Source organism: Nocardioides daphniae, from assembly GCF_004777465.1.
In the GTDB taxonomy this organism is placed as follows: Bacteria; Actinomycetota; Actinomycetes; order Propionibacteriales; family Nocardioidaceae; genus Nocardioides; species Nocardioides daphniae.
The window spans coordinates 3,530,414-3,548,371 of record NZ_CP038462.1 but is presented as its reverse complement, the minus strand read 5'-3'; the positions used below and the strand labels follow the sequence as shown (position 1 = coordinate 3,548,371).

14 protein-coding genes and 1 pseudogene are annotated in these 17,958 nt (G+C 71.8%); 5 read left to right on the top strand and 10 right to left on the bottom strand.

Annotated elements, in window-relative coordinates; genetic code table 11:
- Positions 1 to 85: 85 nt before the first annotated feature.
- The 7 genes from trxB to E2C04_RS17385 form a co-directional block, all read right to left on the bottom strand.
- Positions 86 to 1,081, bottom strand: coding sequence for a thioredoxin-disulfide reductase (gene trxB / locus E2C04_RS17410; RefSeq protein WP_135833570.1), 996 nt, complete (start codon positions 1,079 to 1,081; stop codon positions 86 to 88).
- A gap of 151 nt (positions 1,082 to 1,232) precedes the next feature.
- A complete protein-coding gene (locus E2C04_RS17935; RefSeq protein WP_158630754.1) occupies positions 1,233 to 1,376 on the bottom strand; it encodes a hypothetical protein in 144 nt (47 codons plus the stop codon).
- Between the two features lie 34 nt (positions 1,377 to 1,410).
- Entirely contained in the window at positions 1,411 to 2,013 is a 603-nt protein-coding gene (locus tag E2C04_RS17405; RefSeq protein WP_135833569.1) for a hypothetical protein, read from the bottom strand.
- Positions 2,010 to 2,708 (bottom strand): RNA polymerase sigma factor SigM, encoded by a 699-nt coding sequence (gene sigM / locus E2C04_RS17400; RefSeq protein WP_135833568.1) that lies wholly within the window; start codon positions 2,706 to 2,708, stop codon positions 2,010 to 2,012. Before sigM ends, E2C04_RS17405 begins: the two co-directional genes overlap by 4 nt.
- A complete protein-coding gene (locus E2C04_RS17395) occupies positions 2,705 to 4,657 on the bottom strand; it encodes a protein kinase family protein (protein ID WP_135833567.1) in 1,953 nt (650 codons plus the stop codon). Before E2C04_RS17395 ends, sigM begins: the two co-directional genes overlap by 4 nt.
- Before the next feature lie 64 nt (positions 4,658 to 4,721).
- Entirely contained in the window at positions 4,722 to 6,410 is a 1,689-nt protein-coding gene (gene murJ, locus E2C04_RS17390; protein WP_229721396.1) for a murein biosynthesis integral membrane protein MurJ, read from the bottom strand.
- Positions 6,407 to 8,677 carry a DUF6049 family protein gene (locus E2C04_RS17385; protein WP_135833566.1) on the bottom strand — a complete coding sequence of 757 codons (2,271 nt, stop codon included), beginning with the start codon at positions 8,675 to 8,677 and terminating at the stop codon, positions 6,407 to 6,409. The genes murJ and E2C04_RS17385 overlap by 4 nt, the downstream gene beginning before the upstream one ends.
- 143 nt (positions 8,678 to 8,820) lie before the next feature.
- Between E2C04_RS17385 and E2C04_RS17380 the strand changes: the two genes are divergently transcribed.
- Entirely contained in the window at positions 8,821 to 10,242 is a 1,422-nt protein-coding gene (locus E2C04_RS17380; RefSeq protein WP_135833861.1) for a CCA tRNA nucleotidyltransferase, read from the top strand.
- 419 nt (positions 10,243 to 10,661) lie between these two features.
- On the opposite strand, the pseudogene E2C04_RS17375 reads toward E2C04_RS17380, so the two are convergent.
- Together E2C04_RS17375 and E2C04_RS17370 are read right to left on the bottom strand one after the other, a co-directional pair.
- A pseudogene (locus E2C04_RS17375) lies at positions 10,662 to 11,743 on the bottom strand (inositol-3-phosphate synthase).
- Between the two features lie 27 nt (positions 11,744 to 11,770).
- A complete protein-coding gene (locus E2C04_RS17370; protein WP_135833564.1) occupies positions 11,771 to 12,418 on the bottom strand; it encodes a PadR family transcriptional regulator in 648 nt (215 codons plus the stop codon).
- A 93-nt stretch (positions 12,419 to 12,511) separates the two neighbouring features.
- Here E2C04_RS17370 and E2C04_RS17365 point away from each other — a divergent pair, with 93 nt between their 5' ends.
- The 3 genes from E2C04_RS17365 to E2C04_RS17355 are packed head-to-tail and all read left to right on the top strand — an operon-like array spanning position 12,512 to position 16,206.
- Complete coding sequence (locus E2C04_RS17365; protein ID WP_135833563.1) at positions 12,512 to 13,486, top strand: transglycosylase domain-containing protein; 975 nt, start codon at positions 12,512 to 12,514, stop codon at positions 13,484 to 13,486.
- Complete coding sequence (locus E2C04_RS17360) at positions 13,384 to 14,796, top strand: transglycosylase domain-containing protein (protein ID WP_135833562.1); 1,413 nt, start codon at positions 13,384 to 13,386, stop codon at positions 14,794 to 14,796. Before E2C04_RS17365 ends, E2C04_RS17360 begins: the two co-directional genes overlap by 103 nt.
- 27 nt (positions 14,797 to 14,823) lie before the next feature.
- Positions 14,824 to 16,206: a glycosyltransferase family 87 protein gene (locus E2C04_RS17355; RefSeq protein ID WP_229721398.1), complete on the top strand. Its 1,383-nt coding sequence runs from the start codon at positions 14,824 to 14,826 to the stop codon at positions 16,204 to 16,206.
- Positions 16,207 to 16,233: 27 nt separating this feature from the next.
- On the opposite strand, the gene E2C04_RS17350 is transcribed toward E2C04_RS17355, so the two are convergent.
- Positions 16,234 to 17,103: a pentapeptide repeat-containing protein gene (locus E2C04_RS17350; protein ID WP_135833561.1), complete on the bottom strand. Its 870-nt coding sequence runs from the start codon at positions 17,101 to 17,103 to the stop codon at positions 16,234 to 16,236.
- A 211-nt stretch (positions 17,104 to 17,314) separates the two neighbouring features.
- Here E2C04_RS17350 and E2C04_RS17345 point away from each other — a divergent pair, with 211 nt between their 5' ends.
- On the top strand, positions 17,315 to 17,788 hold the full coding sequence (locus tag E2C04_RS17345; RefSeq protein ID WP_135833560.1) for a hypothetical protein: 474 nt from the start codon (positions 17,315 to 17,317) through the stop codon (positions 17,786 to 17,788).
- The last annotated feature ends 170 nt before the right edge of the window (positions 17,789 to 17,958 follow it).

The following is a 17,958-nucleotide window of genomic DNA, read 5'->3' as shown; positions in this document are numbered from 1 at the left end:
GGACGTTCGGTGGTGGGCAGCTGCTGCCCGTGTGGGATGAACAGTGCGACGGGGACGAATTGTTCCCCGCGCCGGGGTGCGAGGGTCAGACGCTCTCGGCGACCAGGGCCGCGGTCTCGGCGGCCGAGCCCGCGCTGGAGGCCTCGTGGTCGAGGGCGGCGATGAAGCGCTCCGCGTCCAGGGCCGCCGCGCAGCCGGTGCCGGCCGCGGTGATCGCCTGCTGGTAGGTGTGGTCGACCAGGTCGCCCGCGGCGAAGACGCCCGGGAGGTTGGTCGCCGTCGAGGGCGAGGAGACCTTCACGAAGCCCTCGTCGTCGAGGTCGACCTGGCCCTTGACCAGCTCGGAGCGCGGGTCGTGGCCGATGGCGATGAAGAGGCCGGAGATCTCCAGGTCCTTGAGGTCACCGGTGACGGTGTCGCGGACGGTGATCTTCTCGAGCGACTCGGCGCCGTGGATCTCGGCGACCTCGGAGTTCCAGACGATCTCGAGCTTCGGGTCGGCGAAGGCGCGCTCCTGCATGACCTTGGAGGCGCGCAGCTCGTCGCGGCGGTGCAGCAGGTAGACCTTGGAGGCGAAGCGGGTGAGGAAGGTGGCCTCCTCGACGGCGGAGTCGCCACCGCCGACGACCGCGATCACCTTGTCGCGGAAGAAGAAGCCGTCGCAGGTCGCGCACCAGGAGACGCCGCGGCCCGAGAGCTCGTCCTCACGCGGCAGGCCGAGCTTGCGGTAGGCCGAGCCGGTGGCGAGGATCACCGAGCGGGCGGTGTAGGTCTTGTCGTAGGTCTTCACGACCTTGACGTCGCCGGTCAGGTCGACCTCGACCACGTCGTCGGTGACCAGCTCGGCGCCGAAGCGCTCGGCCTGGGCGCGCATCTCGTCCATCAGGGCCGGGCCCATGATGCCGTCGCGGAAGCCGGGGAAGTTCTCGACCTCGGTGGTGTTCATGAGCGCGCCACCGGCGGTGACGGAGCCCTCGAAGACCAGGGGCTCCAGGTTGGCACGGGCGGCGTACACGGCGGCGGTGTAGCCCGACGGGCCGGAGCCGATGATGATCACGTTGCGCGGCTGGGTCTCGCTCATGGCGGCGGTGACTCCCTGGGGTGTGCGAGGCGGAGGGTCTAGGGCGGCGGTCACCCGAGGCGACCGACACGTGCACAACCGATCGTAGGTGCTGCGTGTTCCCCCACGGGGCGGACGTCCGCATCGAGACCCGGCCGGCGTCAGCCCGACGTCAGGGCAGGGGCACGTCGGAGGGGAGCGTCACCGTGCGTACGACGGTGCTCTCGCCCGCCACGCAGCTCACCACCCGCGCGACCACCCGGCCGCGCGCGTTCTCGGTGAGCACCAGGAGCGCTGGCTCGCTCTCGTAGACCACGTCGCGCACCTGACCGGCGCCGGTCCAGACGCAGTCACCGTTCGAGAACGTCGCCCCCACGCATCGGCCTGCGGTCGGCCTGAGCCGAGGTGTCGAGCGACTCGTCGAGGGGGGCCTCGGCCCCCGGCACCTCGTCGGCGGACGTGGAGGCCGGGGTCTCGGAGGCAGCGGCGGCGGCCGACTCGGTCACGGCCTCCGCCAGCAGGTAGCTCTGCAGCTCCTCGGCCAGGTCTGCCCGGGTCAGGGACGGCACCCCGTCGACGGAGCCGGCCGCGTCGGGGTCGCGGACCGAGTCGGCGCTGGTCGAACGGTCGTCGGAGGAGACCAGCTGGGGCACGACCGCACCGGCCGCGACGAGCACGACAGCAGCGGCGGCGACGCCCAGCCACGTACGACGGCGGCGGCGACCCCGTTCGGCCGCCAGGTCGACGGCGGTGGGGGCGACCGGGGCAGCGTCGTCGACGCCCCCGTCCGCCCGTTCGGCGACCAGCGAGGCCAGGACGTCGTCGAGCCGCGACGCCACGGACGCAGGCATCGGCGCGTCAGCACGTACGTCGGCGAGGAGGCTGCGCACCTCCTCGTCGACGACGTCGTCGCTGTCGCGGAGGTGGTCGTCGGACGGGTCGTGGTCGGTCACGGGGCACCTCCTCCGGGGCTGGTCGGTGTGGGCGGGACGGTCGGTGAGCCGGACGGGGGCGGTGGGCTCTCCGGGGATGGGACGGGGGCGGCGGCGTCGGGGTTCCCGCGGGGCGGGCCGAGGTCGGCGGCCAGCAGCACCCGGAGCCTGGCCCGAGCCCGTGAGCAGCGGGACTTCACCGTGCCCTCGGGGCAGCTCAGCATCGTGGCGGCCTCCGCGACGGAGTAGCCCTCCATGTCGACCAGGACGAGGGCGGCGCGGTGCTCCGGCGGCAGCGTGGCCAGCGCCGCCAGCACCCGCTGGCGACGGTCGGAGTCGACGGCCGCGTCCGCCGGGTCGACGGGGGCGTCCTGCCCTGGCGGGCTGGTGGCCGGGGGCATCCGGTCGACGTCGTCGGGCAGCGGCTGGGCGGCGCGCACCTTGAGGTGGCGGTGCCGGTCGAGGCAGGCGTTGACGACGATCCGGTGCAGCCAGGTGGTCACCGACGACTGGCCACGGAAGGTCTCGGCCCGTCGGAAGGCCGAGACCATGGCGTCCTGGAGGGCGTCGGCGGCGTCGTCCGGGTTGCCGGCGGTGCGCAGGGCGACCGCCCACAGCCGGTCGCGGTGACGGGCGAAGAGCAGCCCGAACGCCTCGTGGTCACCTGCGACGTGGTCGGCGAGGAGCTGCGCGTCGGTCGGTCCGGGCGCGCTCACCCGAAGACCTCGACCTCGGCGACCTGGCCCCGGAAGCCGTCGGCGGAGGCGGGCAGCTTGGTCAGCCAGACGACCACGTGCGACCCGCGCACCGGCTCGTCCAGGGTCATCGTCACCACCCCGTCGCTGGCGCCCGCGGCGACCGGCTCGAGGCCCTCCAACGACGTGGGGTCACGGTCGGTCACGTAGAGCTGCGCGGCCGTCTCACCGCCCAGCACGGTCACCTGCACCTGGCGCACCGACTGCGCCCCGCCCAGGTCGAGCACCAGGCCGACCCCGGTCTTGAAGCCGTCGGGGCCGAGCTGCTGCTTGTAGGAGGAGGTGGTCCACGCGGTCGAGGGGTCGTCGTCGACCGCCAGGCCCACGGTGTCCGGATTCTCCTCGGGCGGGTCACCCTGCGGGTCGAAGTCGCGCGCGGTCACGGGCAGCGTCGCGGTCGTCGCGCCACCCCGCGTCGGCGACGCGGAGGGGTCGTCGGCCGGCGGGTCGTCGTTGCTGGTCATCCCGAACTGGTAGGCGGCTGCCACCGCGAGCACCAGCAGGGCCGACAGCGCCACCCCCCAGGCCAGACGCATCATCGACCGCCCCGGGACGGGCTCGGCGATCGGCTGCAGGCCGGAGCCCGACAGCGAGGACGGTCCGCTGCCGGTGCTGGTGTCCCACGGCCAGTAGTCGTCGCCGCGGTGCGGTGGGGTCGGCGTGTGCCGCGTACGACGTGCAGGCTGGCCGTCGCTCGGCTCGGGGGCGAAGAGGGGTCGCTCGGCCTCCTCGTCGAAGGCGGGCGGGGGTGCCGGCTTGTTGGCGCGGGCCCGCATCCACTCGACGTCCTCCCCGTGGAAGACCGGCATGCCGGCCTCGGTCGGGATGCCGAGGTCCTCCGAGGCGGTCGCGGAGCCGGGCTCGCGCGACTCCGTGCTGGAAGGCTTGGCAGGGCTTGCAGGGCTTGCAGGGCTGGCTGGGCCGGCAGCACGGGCGGTGCCGCCACCGGGGGTGTGGGCGTCGACCGACTCGCGCGGCTTCGACGGCTGGGTCGGGCGCGACGGCGGCGTACGCGGCAACCACTCCGGCGCGGGTGGCATCACCGGCGCCGAGGGGCGACGGCCGTTGCCGGCAGCGCGCTCGTCCTCCTCGTGCTCCGCGGCCGCCTGGGCCGCCGGGTCGTCGAGGAACTCCTGCAGGGCGTCCCGCACCCCCTGCGGCGTGGTGAGGTCGTGCTCGGCGCGGTGGCCGAGCATGCTTCCCAGCCCCAGTGAGCGGGAGTGCTGGCCGCCGAGCAGCATCTCGTCGCAGACCCGGTCGAGGGCGCGCGGGATGCCGGCGCGCACCTGGCGGGGGCGGAGCACCTTGTCGTGCTCGGTCGGTGCAGGGGCGAGCAGGGAGAAGCCGGGGCCGGGCCACTTGCCGGTGAGGGCGGCGTACAGCAGCGAGCCGAGGTGGGTGACGTCCTCGGCGGCGCGGTGCGCGGGCACGCCGTGCAGGGCGGCGTCGACGGCCAGGCCGATGATCCGGACCTCGCCGTTCTCGTCGAGGAGCACGTGCTCGGGGGTGAGCTGGTCGTGGGAGACGCCGGCGGCGTGGGCACGGGCGATCGTGTCGGCGACCTCCGAGACGACCCACGCTGCCCGGTAGGGCGACATCGGTCCCTCGGCCAGCAGCAGGTCGAGCGACTCGCCCTGCCCCCACTCGTTGACGACGTAGGCGAGCCGGTCGTTGGTGTCCGCGTCGAGCACCCGCAGGTTGCGCCGGTCGTTGAGCACGGCGGCGCGACGGGCGGCGTCCATCAGGACCGGGGCACGGTCGTCGTCGGCGGCCAGCAGGTGGACCGCCACGGGCCGGTGCAGGATCTCGTCGTGGGCACACCAGAACCACCCGCCCTCGGCCTCGCCGAGCAGGTCGACCATGCGATAACGCCCCGCCAGGACGTCACCAGCGCGGATCGCGGCTCCCACGTTCCCCCCGGTCTCGAGCGGCCACGGCACCTCGGTGCCCCGTCCCGGTCATCCTAGGCCGCGATCAGCCGCGTCCGAGGCGACGCAGCACGGCGTTGCGCACCGGGTCGACGATCTCGGCGACCTCGCGGATCCGGAAGACCCGGGTGAGCACCAGGAAGGCGACGAGCTGGACCACGCCGACCACGGCGCCGCGCAGCAGCGACAGCGCCTGCGCCGGGTCGGGGTCGCTGCCGCGCAGCAGCCACCACACGGCGTACGAGAGCCCGGTCGAGAGCGCGACGACGATCACCAGCCGGATGCCGAAGCGCACCGTGCGCCCCTCGTCGAGGCCGCCGACGCGGCGGCGCAGCACGCTCCAGCTGACGACCGACCCGACCAGGTAGGCCAGGGCGTACGACGCGGCCAGGGCAGGCGCGGTGTGCTGCGCCGAGGTGAGGCCGACCAGCACGACGGCGGCGACCACGTTGACGGTGCCGACGACGCACTGGATGAGGAAGACGGCTCGGGTCTGCTCCAGGGAGTAGAAGCCGCGCAGCATGAAGTAGTGGATCGTGAAGACCACCAGGGCGGCGCCGAAGACGGCCAGCGTCAGGGCGTAGTCGCCGGCGGAGCCGTCGCCGGCGCCGAAGCCGTAGATCACGTTGGCGATGTCGCCGCCGAGCACCGGCAGCAGCGCGGCGAACGGGAGCACCACCAGCATCGCGGTGCGCAGGGTCGAGGCGAGCGTGACGCCGATCCGCTCGGGGCGACCCTCGGCGGCGTACGAGGAGAGCCGCGGCAGCAGGGCGGTGACCAGCGAGACCGTGATGATGCCGTGCGGCAGCATCGTCACCAGGAACGAGTTGGCGTAGACCGTGGCGCCGGTGCCGCCGTCGGCCGTGCCGCTGGTGGCCAGGCGGGTGACGACCACGTAGGCGGCCTGGTTGACGATCACGAAGAGCACGGTCCACAGGCCCAGGCGCAGGGTGTGGCCCAGCCCGGTGCCGCGGAAGTCGAAGCGCGGGCGGTAGCGGAAGCCGACCCGGCGCAGCACCGGCAGCAGGATCAGGAACTGCACCGCGATGCCGACCGTGGAGCCGATGCCGAGCAGCGCCTCGCGCCCGGGGGTGAGGACGTCGTCCTTGTCGGCGGCCGGGCCGAAGACGAAGAGGTAGGTGACGAGCACGCCGACCGCGATCACGTTGTTGGCGATCGGCGCCCACATCATCGGGCCGAAGTTGCCGCGCGCGTTGAGCACCTGCCCGACCAGCACGAACATCCCGTAGAAGAAGACCTGGGGCAGGCAGTAGCGGGCCAGCATGATCGCCGACTCGCGGTGCCCGGCCAGGGCGGCGGCGTCGTACTCGTTGTCGAGCATCACCTGCATGACGAGCGGGGCGAGCGCGACCAGCAGCACCGTCACGGTGCCCAGGAAGAGCGCGGCCAGGGTGACGACGCGGTTGGTGTAGGCCTCGCCGCCGTCGGGGTCGTTCTTCAGCGCCCGCACCAGCTGCGGCACCAGGACGGCGTTGAAGACGCCGCCGGCCAGCAGGATGTAGAGCATGTTGGGCACGGTGTTGGCGACCTGGAAGACGTCGCCCTGCAGACCCGAGGCCAGCGCCGCGACCAGCAGCGCCGAGCGGATGAAGCCGGAGAGGCGGGAGAAGGTCGTGCCGGCGGCCATCACCGCGCTCGAGGCGAGGATCGACTGCTTGGCCTTCTCGCCGACCGGGCGGCGGGTGTCGTCGACCTCGTCCACGGTGTCGCTCACTGCTCCTCTGCCTTCGCCGCTGCTTCCGGACGGGCCTCCAGCTGCTCGGACTGCTCCGGCTGCTCCGCCTGCTCAGGCTCGTCGGGCTCGTCGGGCTCGTCCGGCTGCTCCGGCTCGGCGTCGGCGAGCTGGCCGCGGGTCGCCAGGCCGCGACGGGAGAGGCGTACGACGATCGCGCCCAGCAGGACGAGTCCCCCCGCGCCCATGATGATCCACAGCAGACCGCTGGTCTCCGAGGCGCGCACCTGCACCGTGGCCCTGCTGCCCAGCGACTGACCCTCGGCGTCGGTCACCCGCAGCGTCAGCGACTGCACGCCCTCGCGTCCGGCCTTCGTGGGCAGCAGCAGGCGACGGCGCGACTCCGGCGGGATCGCCACCGGGTTGGGCACCGACACCCGCAGGTCGCTGGAGGAGTCGACCGCGACGTTGACGTTGACCGGCACATCGAGGCCGTTGGTGACGGTGGTGCCGATCGTGCCGTCGCCGGAGATGCGGGCGGAGTCGGGGCCCGAGACGGTGACCGAGCCGAGCAGCTCGTCGACGTGGTCGAGGCCGTCCTCGATGCGCTCGAGCGCGGGGTCGGGGCGCCGCCGGGTCACGTGGGCCAGGTCGCTCCAGGCGACGTCGCGCACCTGCAGGTCGAAGCCGGCCGGGTTGGTCAGCACCGACTCCAGCGTGGTGGCGCGGGCGACGAGCTTGCGGGCGGCGTCCACGTGCTCCCGCGGCAGCTGGGCCTCGCGGTCGGCCGCCGTGTGCACGAGGGAGCGGGCGCCGAGGGCGGGGCCGTCGGCCTGCGCGACCAGCGCGCCGAGCGGGCGGACCCTGAAGCGCCGGGTCTCCAGGGCGGCGAAGAGCTCGTCGGCGCCGTCGGCGGCGTCCCACCCGGTCGGCGGCTTCACGACCAACGGCGTGCGGTCACCGGCGAGCTGGCGCAGGACCGCCTCGCTGACCACGCGCTGGCGTACGCCGACGGCGGAGGTGGCGTCCTCGGGGCCGGGGCCGCCGCGGGCGATGCCGGCGGAGGTGGCGGCGAAGTCGTGGCCCAGCACGGTGCCGGTGGTCGGGACCGGCCCCTCGTCGCCGGTGAGGCCACGTTCGTTGAGCAGGACCAAAGCGGCGTCGGGCGAGCTCTCCACGGCGGCGCGGGTGAGGCGGCCGTCGGGGGAGGCGACCACGGGCGTGGAGTCGACACCGAGCGCCTCGAGGACCTCGGTCGAGCGGACGTGGGCGGCGGCGAGCGACTCGGGGTCGGCGTCGCTGAGGGCGGCCACGTCCACGTCGCCGTAGGGCAGCGCGAGGACGTCGGCGTCGGCCATCACCGCGGTGAAGCGGTCGAGCCAGCTCTGGGCGACCTCGGCCAGCGCCGCGACCTCGGGGTCGACCTCCTCCTCGGGCGTCGGGGAGTCCGACGGCAGGACGGGCAGGCTGGGGTCGGGCTCCGCCTCCTCGTCGCCGCGCGGGGTCTCGGTGGGCTCCTCCCGCGGCAGCGCGGTCAGCGTCCAGCCGGGGTTGCCGGCGGCGAGTCGGCTGACCGCGTGCGGCACGGCCGGGTCGACGACCCAGGTGATGGGGACGTCGGTCTCCTCGGCGGTCTCGAGCAGGGCGTCGAGGCGCCCGCCGGGGCCGAGCAGGGTGGCCCAGCCCTCGCCGTTGTCGACTCGACCGTCGGCGGTGTGGCGCACGGCCGCCTTCAGCGGCAGCACGACCGCCGTACGCAGTGGTGCGGCGTCGCCCGCAGCGACCGGGAGGAAGGTGCGCGCGCGGCCGTCGGTGAAGTCGTCGCGCGGCTGGGTGTCGGTGACGCCGCTGGCGTGCACGCCCACCCAGTAGACGCCGTTGGTGCGACCCAGGCGGGCGCGCGGGATCCGGGCGGTGAAGGAGGTGGTGGCACCGGGGGCCAGCGAGTCGATCTTGTAGATCACCTCGACGTCGGTGAGCCGGTCACCGACGTACTGGTCGGCGGGCAGGTCGGCCGCCGCGTTGAGCGTGGAGGTGTCGGTGATCGGGAAGGCGGCCCGGAAGGGGGCGATGTTGATCTCGCGCCAGGTCTCGTCGCTGGCGTTGGTCACGGTGCCCGAGATCACGACGTCGCGGTCACCGGTCATCACGGTGGGCGACATCCGCTCGATGCTGAGCTCGAGCGGGTCGGCCTGCGACGGGTCGACGGTGCCCGGAGCGGCGACGGCGGCCGTCACCGGAGCGGCCAGCAGCACGCCGAGGGAGACCACGAACGCGCTCAGCGACGTCAGCGGAGATCGGCGGGGCACCCCGCGATCCTAGTTGTTGCGCGGGTGGGTGCCGGGTTGGCCGTCTGCGCGTCGGCGGGCCGTCTTCTCGACCACGGCGTGGGGCCCCACGTGGCCTAGACTGGCTCCTCGTGTCCGACGCAGCGCTTCCCCCCGCCCTCAGCATGGTCGAGATCCAGCAGGCCGTCGGCGCGGAGCTGGACCGGATCAGCGAGGTCATCGATCCGCTGGGCGAGCGGTTCGCCGCCGCCGGCCACGAGCTCTTCCTGGTCGGCGGCCCGGTGCGCGACGCCATGCTCGGCCGCCTGCAGAACGACCTCGACTTCACCACCTCGGCCCGACCCGACGAGACCGAGCGGCTGCTGAAGGGCTGGGCCGACGCCACCTGGGACATGGGCCGCGCCTTCGGCACCATCGGCTGCCGCAAGGGCGACTGGCAGGTCGAGATCACGACGTACCGCGCCGAGTCCTACGACCCCGACTCCCGCAAGCCCGAGGTCGACTTCGGTGACAGCCTGGCCGGCGACCTGGGCCGCCGCGACTTCACCGTCAACGCGATGGCGGTCGCCGTCCCGGGTCGCGCCTTCGAGGACCCGCACCACGGCGTGGTCGACCTGGCGCAGCGCGTGCTCCGCACGCCGGGCCGTCCGCAGGACTCCTTCTCCGACGACCCGCTGCGGATGATGCGGGCCGCCCGCTTCGCCGCCCAGCTCGGCTTCGACGTCGCCCCCGAGGTGGTCGAGGCGATGAAGGAGATGGCCCCGCGCATCGAGATCATCTCCGCCGAGCGGGTCCGTGACGAGCTGGTGAAGCTGATCTGCGCGCCCTGGCCGCGCCGCGGGCTGACCCTGCTGGTGGAGACCGGGCTGGCCGAGCTGGTGCTGCCCGAGCTGCCGGCGCTGGCGCTGGAGCGCGACGAGCACCACCGCCACAAGGACGTCTACGAGCACACGCTGACCGTGCTCGAGCAGACCATCGACCAGGAGGACCGTCTCGGCGGACCCGACTTCGTGGCCCGCTTCGCCGCCCTGATGCACGACGTGGGCAAGCCGCGCACGCGCAAGTTCGTCGAGGACGGCACCGTCACCTTCCACCACCACGACGTGGTCGGCGCCAAGATCACCCGCAAGCGGATGAAGGCGCTGCGCTTCTCCAACGACGAGATCGACGCGGTCAGCAAGCTGGTCGAGCTGCACCTGCGCTTCCACGGCTACGGCAGCGGGGAGTGGACCGACTCCGCCGTGCGCCGCTACGTGCGTGACGCCGGCGACCAGCTCGAGCGCCTCCACATCCTCACCCGCGCCGACTGCACCACGCGCAACGCGCGCAAGGCGGCGCGGCTGCGCCGGACGTACGACGAGCTCGAGGCCCGCATCGCCCACCTCGCCGAGAAGGAGGAGATGGACGCCGTGCGTCCGGACCTCGACGGCACCCAGATCATGGAGATCCTCGGGCTCAAGCCCGGGCGTGAGGTCGGCGAGGCCTACAAGTTCCTGCTGGAGCTGCGCCTCGACGAGGGGCCGCAGAGCCCCGAGGCGGCCGAGGCTGCGCTGCGTACGTGGTGGGAGCAGCGCGCGCAGGGGTAGACCCGGCGCGCAGGGAGCCGCGACACTGGCGCTCATTGCGACCAAGAGCACGCGGCACTGATCCTCAAGCACATCGAGCAGTCCGTCGACGTCGCCGCCCGCGACGGTGTGGGCGCTGGTCAGCGACCTGCCGCGGATCTCCGAGTTGGGCCCGCAGGTCGTCAAGACCTTCACCCGCGGCCCGGTCCGCGAGGGCTCACGCCTGCTCAACCTCAACCACCGCGGCCTGCTGGTGTGGCCCAGCCGAAGCGCCGGCTCGCGGTCGCCGAGGCCAGGACGTACGCGAACGGGATCACGAGACTCGTGTACGACGTGGTGCGCTGACCCTGGCGGCAGCCGGGGCGCGACACGTCGTCCACGGAACGACGAACCCCCGCCGCCCACAGGGGCGACGGGGGTCCGGGGTCGTACGAGGTGGCTCAGGCGCCGATGATGAAGGCCTCGAGCTTGGCGCGGCCCTCGTCGTCGGCCATCTGCACCGGCGGCGACTTCATCAGGTAGGCCGAGGCCGGGAGGATCGGGCCACCGATGCCCCGGTCGAGCGCGATCTTCGCGGCACGGACGGCGTCGATGATGATGCCGGCCGAGTTGGGCGAGTCCCAGACCTCGAGCTTGTACTCCAGGTTGAGCGGGACGTCACCGAACGCGCGGCCCTCGAGGCGGACGTACGCCCACTTGCGGTCGTCGAGCCACGCCACGTAGTCGGACGGGCCGATGTGGACGTTCTTGTCGTCGATCTTGCCGGCCAGCGAACCGGTCAGGTTCGAGGTGACGGCCTGGGTCTTGGAGACCTTCTTGGACTCGAGGCGCTCGCGCTCGAGCATGTTCTTGAAGTCCATGTTGCCGCCGACGTTGAGCTGGTAGGTGCGGTCCAGCGTCACGCCACGGTCCTCGAACAGCTTCGCCATCACGCGGTGGGTGATGGTGGCACCGACCTGCGACTTGATGTCGTCACCGACGATCGGCACGCCGGCCGCCTCGAACTTCGCGGCCCACTCGGGGTCGGAGGCGATGAAGACGGGCAGCGCGTTGACGAAGGCCACACCCGCGTCGATGGCGCACTGGGCGTAGAACTTGTCCGCGTCCTCGGAGCCCACCGGGAGGTAGGAGACGAGCACGTCGACCTCGGCGTCCTTGAGCGCCTGGACCACGTCGACCGCGACGGCGTCGGACTCCTCGATGGTCATCGAGTAGTACTTGCCGAGGCCGTCGAGGGTCGGGCCACGCTGGACGGTCACGCCGAGCGGCGGGACGTCGGTGATCTTGATGGTGTTGTTCTCGGAGTTGTTGATGGCCTCCGAGAGGTCGAAGCCGACCTTCTTGGCGTCGACGTCGAACGCGGCGACGAACTTCACGTCGGAGACGTGGTAGTCACCGAACTTGACGTGCATGAGCCCGGGGACGGTGCCCGCCGGGTCCGCGTCCTTGTAGTACTCCACGCCCTGGATGAGCGAGGTGGCGCAGTTGCCCACGCGACGATCCCAACCCGTACTGAACTCATGGGGCTCTCCTTCAATCCTTGCTGGGGTCAGGCGCCGGGGGCGGCGTGACCGTGTTCTGAGTGGTGTCCTGCGTGGTTCTCTGTCTGGTGCTGCGGGTGCTCCGGCCGGCCGGCCCCACCCCGGGTCTCCTGCCGCTCGCGCTCTGCAGCGATCAGGTCGGAGAGCCAACGGACCTCGCGCTCGACGGACTCGACGCGGTGGCGGTGGAACTCCGAGGCGTAGCGGTCGGCCTTCCTCGGTGACCGTTCCAGGTCGGTCCGGACGCGTGCCAGACGCTCCTCCAACCGCGTACGACGCCCCTCGAGGACCCGCAGGCGGATCTCGGTGGGTGCCGAGGCGAAGAAGCTGAAACGGATCCCGAAGTCGTCGTCCTCCCAGGCGGAGGGTCCCGCCTCCGACATGAGTCGCGCGAAGGCCGCGCGGCCGTCGTCGGTCACCCGGTAGACGATCCGGGGACGACCCGTGACCAGGGTGGGGACGGAGTCGTCCTCGCTGATCAGGCCGCCGCGCGACATCTTCTTCAGGGCCGGGTAGAGGGAGCCGTACGAGAGCACTCGCCCGAGACCCCACCCCAGCATCAGGTTGAGGCGGCGGCGCAGCTCGTACCCGTGCAGCGGACCCTCGTGCAGCAGCCCGAGGACTGCCAGCTCGATCGTCTCGCCGCGTCGTGACATGCGATCTATCGTACCGATATATCCGGCCAGGTCCAGACTGGACCGCACCGCCAACAATCGGGTCCTCCTCGGATTCCCCTCTACCCTTGCGTCGTGACGAACTCCCGTAGAGCCCCCGGCAAGGCGGTCACCCGCCGTCCGGGGAAGCCGAAGAAGTCGGCCGGTCAGCGCGTACGCAGGGCCCTGATGTGGGTCTGCGCCCTCGGACTGATCGGTGCCCTCGGCGCCGTCGCGGCCTTCCTGGTCGCCTACCAGACCATCGACCTGCCGGACGCGAACGCCGAGTTCAAGACCCAGACCTCCTTCGTCTACTACGACGACGGCGAGAAGGAGATCGGGCGCTACGTGACGCAGAACCGTGTCGCGGTGCCGCTGGACGACATGCCGCAGCACCTGCAGGACGCGGTGGTCTCCGCCGAGAACAAGACCTTCTGGACCGACTCCGGCATCGACCCCAAGGGCATCCTGCGCGCCGCCTTCTCCAACGCGAAGGCCGGTCAGACCGTCGGCGGCGGCTCCACGATCACCCAGCAGTACGTGAAGATCCTCTACCTCACCAGCGAGCAGCGGATCACCCGCAAGGTGAAGGAGGCGATTCTCTCGCTCAAGATCCAGCGTGAGATGAGCAAGCGGGAGATCCTCGAGGGCTACCTCAACACCATCTACTTCGGCCGCGGCGCCTACGGCGTGCAGGCCGCATCCCAGGCGTACTTCGGCAAGGACGTCAAGGACATCAACCTGCGCCAGGCCGCCGTGCTGGCCAGCGTGCTCAACAGCCCCAACGCCCTCGACCCGGCCAACGGCCCGGAGGCGAAGGCCGAGCTGAAGGAGCGCTTCGACTACACGCTGCGCCGGATGGCCGCCGACGAGGCCGTCGAGGCGGAGAAGGCGAGGCAGGCGGCCAAGAAGCTGCCCCCTTCCCGAAGCAGCGGGCCCAGTCGGCCCAGGGCGGCCAGCGCGGCCACATGCTCAAGCTGGTCCGCGACGAGCTCCTGCGCCTCGGCTACACCGAGGAGGAGATCGTCGGCGGCGGCCTGCGGGTCACCACCACGCTCAACGACGAGATGATGAAGAAGATGGCCGAGTCGGTCGTCGAGCAGCGTCCCGAGGGCTTCGGTGACAAGCAGCTCCACATCGGCGCCGCCACCGTCGAGCCGGGCACCGGTCGGCTCCGCGCCTTCTACGGTGGCCAGGACTTCCTCCAGTCGCAGATCAACTGGGCCGCCACCGGCGGCATGGCCGGCTCGACGATGAAGGCCTTCACCGTGGCCACCGCGATCGAGGAAGGCTTCTCGCTGCGCGACACCTTCCAGGGCAACTCCCCGTACGTCTTCAACGGCGGGCTGAAGGTCTACAACGCCGGTGAGGGCGCGGCCGACCTGGGCAGCTCCGTCTCCATGACGACCGCCACCGCGAAGTCGACCAACACCGCCTTCGTCGACATGTCCGACTCCATGGACGACGGCCCGCGCAAGATCTACCGCACGATGCTGCGCGCCGGCCTGCCGCCCGAGGAGGCCGACAGCGAGTTTCCGGGCATCCCGATGCGCACCGGCGACCTCACCCCGAAGGACTCGCTGATCACGCTGGGCAAGGCCCGTGTCAGCCCGATCAACATGGCCAACGCCTACGCCACCTTCGCCAACTTCGGCGAGCGCGCCGACGTGCACGTCGTGGCCAAGGTCGTCGAGGCCGACGGCGAGACCTCCTTCAGCCGCAAGGTCGAGACCCGTCAGGCGATCGACCCCGAGGTCAACGCCGACACCGTCTACGCCGCCCTCGAGGAGGTCGTGAAGAGCGGCTCGGGCACCACTGCCCGCGGCATCAACCGCCCGGCCGCCGGCAAGACCGGCACCGCGACCGCGGGTGCCGACCGCGAGAACGTCCACGTCTCCTCGTCGTGGTTCGTCGGCTTCACGCCGCAGCTCTCGACGGCCGTGATGTACGTCCGTGGTGACGGCGACGACAAGCTCGACGACTGGCTGCCGTCGTTCTACGGCGGCCGCTACCCGACGTCGACCTGGACCGCGATCATGGACCGCCTGAGCGAGGGCATGGAGGTCGAGGACTTCCCGGAGCCGGAGTTCCTCGACGGCGGCAAGTCCACCAAGAACACCTACACCCCGCCGAGCCGGCCGCAGCCGTCGCAGAAGCCGTCGAAGAAGCCGACGCCGACCCCGACGCCCACGCCGACCCCCACCCCGACGCCGACGCCGACGCCGACGCCGACCGAGAACCCGACGCCGACCCCGACGCCGACCCCGACGCCGCCGGCTCCCACGCCGACTCCCGGTGGCGGGGGAGGCGGCGGCGGAGGCGGCCAGGGCGGGCCGGGCGGGCCTGGCGGCGGTCCGGGACGCCTGGAACCCCGGGACTGACAGGTGAGCTCGCCGGTGGGAGGGTCGGTGAGTGAGTCGTCGTGGGTGCACCCCACCCGCGACGACCCGACGGTCGCCGCGCTGTCGGAGTCCGTCGGGGGGCCGATGGGCAGACGGGCGGGTCGCCACCCGTGGTGGTCCCCGGTCCGGGTGCTGCTGCTGCTGACCGCGCTCACCTTCGCGGCGGGCATGCTCTCCAAGGCGCCCTGCGCCGAGGAGGAGTGGCAGGACACCACCCAGCGCTACAGCCACATGTGCTACTCCGACCTGCCGTACCTCTACGGCTGGCGCGGCATGTCCGACCTGCACTGGCCCTACACCGACGACCCGGAGGTGCGTGCCGAGTTCGAGGTCATGGAGTATCCCGTCGGGATCTCCTACTGGGCCTGGGGCACCGGCATCGTCACCTGGGCGCTGAGTGGCGCCCCCGACGTCGACGACCCGGAGCGAGACCTGGCTCGCGAGGGCACCGTGTACGTCGCGGTCAACGCGGTCGGCTTCGGCCTGGTGGCGCTGGCCACGACGTGGCTGCTGGCCGGGGTGACCCGCCGCCGACCCTGGGACGCCGCCGGCTTCGCCCTCGCCCCGACGCTGGCGCTCACCGGCATCATGAACTGGGACCTGCTGGCCGTCGTCTTCGTCGCCGGCGCGGCGTGGGCCTGGGCCCGGGAGCGGCCGGTGCTGACCGGGGTGCTGATCGGGCTCGGAACGGCGGTGAAGCTCTACCCGCTCTTCCTGCTGGGTGCCGTGCTCGTGCTCTGCCTGCGCAACCGGCGCTGGGCGGCGCTGGCCAGCGCCTTCTCGGCGGCGGTGATCGCCTGGCTGCTGGCCAACGTGCCGGCGCTGGTCACGGGCCCGGCGGAGTGGAAGGTCTTCTGGACGTTCAACTCCGACCGCGGCGCCGACCTCGGGTCGGTGTGGCTGCTGGCCCAGCAGTGGATGGGCCCGGGCGCCTGGATCGACGTCGACACCATCAACCTCGGGTCGTGGGCCTTCTTCCTGCTCTGGTGCGCCGGGGTGCTGGTGCTGGGGCTCAAGGCCCCGTCGACGCCTCGCTTCGCCCAGCTGGGCTTCCTGATCCTGGCCGGCTTCCTGCTGGTCAACAAGGTCTACTCCCCGCAGTACGTCCTCTGGCTGCTGCCGCTGGCCGTCCTCGCCCACCCCAGGTGGCGCGACCTGCTGATCTGGCAGGCCGGCGAGATCTTCTACTTCGCCGCCGTCTGGTGGTGGCTGGGCGGCTTCCTGGCGCCTGCGCAGGGTGAGTACTCGGTCGTCTACTGGGCCGCGATCGTGCTGCGTCTGGCCGCCCAGCTGTGGCTGGTGACGATGGTCGTGCGCGGGGTGCTGGATCCGGATGAGGACCCGGTAGGACGGGAGGAGCCCCGGGAGACGGCTTCCCTCCGGACCTGAGACGGCGACGACTTCCGCGGAACGGTCTCAACGACCTGTGGTCGCGTCCTGGGCACGCCGGAGCTCGCCGTCCGTGAGCTCCCACTGGGCCAACTCCACCCTGTGCCTGGCGTAGGTGGCCTCGTCCACCACAGACCCGGTGAGGTCGGCTCCGGACAGCTCCGCCTCGGTGAGGTCGGCGTGGCTGAGGTCGGCCCCCGTCAGATCGGCTCCCTCGCACCTGACCGTGGTGAGGTCCGCTGCCGTCAGGTCGGCGTGCGCCAGATAGGCCGCGGTGAGGTTGGCCCCGGTGAGATCTGCGCGGACAAGATGTGCCCCGGTGAGGTCGGTGCCACTCAGGTCGGCGTTGGACAGGTCGGCGCTGGACAGGTCGGCGTGACTCAGGTCGGCGCCCGCCAGCACTGCATCGGCCAGGGCGCCGTGGGCCCAGCTGGCGTTGGAGAGATCAGCGTGGGTGAGCTCTGCGCCGCAGAGGCTCACGCCGCGCAGGTCTGCGCCAGGGGCGTTGACCTTGGTGGCACGGACGTCGGGACCCCAGGTCCCTGACGGCCAGCGCACGTGGTCCAGACGGAAGCCGTCGAACGGTGACTTCTCCGCGACCATGCTGAGCGCTCGCAAGCAGGCGGTGGCCTCCTCGAACGCGGCCTGGGGCGCACTGGTGGTCTCCCTCGCCTGCGGTGAGGGAGCCGGGTCCGGTCCAAGGTCGTCGGAGAGGGGGGAGGCTGCTGGCCGGACGTCGTGGTTGATCTCGTGGAAGACCAGGCGCAGGTGGGCGCTGAGGATGCGGTCGACCACGTCCAGCAGCTGGTCGTCGTGCAGGGCGAGATGACCGAGGGCGTAGATCGCGCCAATGCGCACGGAGATCTTCGTGTGCCCGAGCTGTTCGACGGCATCCACGAGCGCACCTGACGGGCTCGAGACGGGGTGGCGATTCAACCGTCGCTCCTTCCTCTTCTGGATGGAGGGATCCTACTCAGCCCGTGACCCGGTGACTCAGGCTCCGACCACGACAGCCACGGGACGGCTTCGCTCATCCCTCACTGGGGATGAGCGACCGGAGCGTAGGACGCACGGCACGGTGTCGGCGTGAATCGTTACTGTGCCCCGCATGAAACGGACACTCGTCTCCCTCTGCCTCGCGCTTCCCCTGACCCTCACCGCTTCGGCGGCATCCGCCGGGGCCACTGGTTCCCCGCCCGTCCATGAGAGCGGTCAAGCAGCCGCCAAACCGACCAAATTCTTTGTCACCGTCGCTGAGATCGTCCGTGAGAAGCCTGCGGACACCCTGCGCACCAAGGGGTGCTGGAAGCTGGCCAAGGCTGATCCGACGAAGCGGGCCAAGGTCAAGGTGTGGATCGAGCGCCGCAGCCCCGGAAGCGACACGTGGAATCGGGTGTCGGGTTCTACGACGAAGACCATCAAGTCTGGCTGCACGCAGAAGACCATCCACACGAAGTCGTGCGACACCAGCTCGAAGACCTACGAGTACCGCTCCCGGGTCGACGTGGACATCGTCGGGGCGATTGACACCCCCGACGTGGCCGCTTCGCCGGCCCGCGAGATCAAGTGCTTCGCAGCCTGAGGCTGTAGTGGCCCACGTCGCGATGTGCCTACGCGCCCGGGGTAGGAAAGGCATCGAGGCCGGCCTGTGCGGCGGCGACGAAGCGGCTCGGCGGGCCGACTCGCCCCAGAAATGAGTGGGGCCCCGCGGCGTAGGGTGAGCCGCGGGGCCGCCGGGGATGTCTCTCGGCC

Coding starts and splice junctions, on each gene's coding strand:
- trxB (WP_135833570.1), bottom strand. CDS start 1,081: ATGAGCGAGACCCAGCCGCGCAACGTGATCATCATCGGCTCCGGCCCG.
- E2C04_RS17380 (WP_135833861.1), top strand. CDS start 8,821: ATGGTCGAGATCCAGCAGGCCGTCGGCGCGGAGCTGGACCGGATCAGC.
- E2C04_RS17370 (WP_135833564.1), bottom strand. CDS start 12,418: ATGTCACGACGCGGCGAGACGATCGAGCTGGCAGTCCTCGGGCTGCTG.
- E2C04_RS17360 (WP_135833562.1), top strand. CDS start 13,384: ATGCTCAAGCTGGTCCGCGACGAGCTCCTGCGCCTCGGCTACACCGAG.
- E2C04_RS17345 (WP_135833560.1), top strand. CDS start 17,315: ATGAAACGGACACTCGTCTCCCTCTGCCTCGCGCTTCCCCTGACCCTC.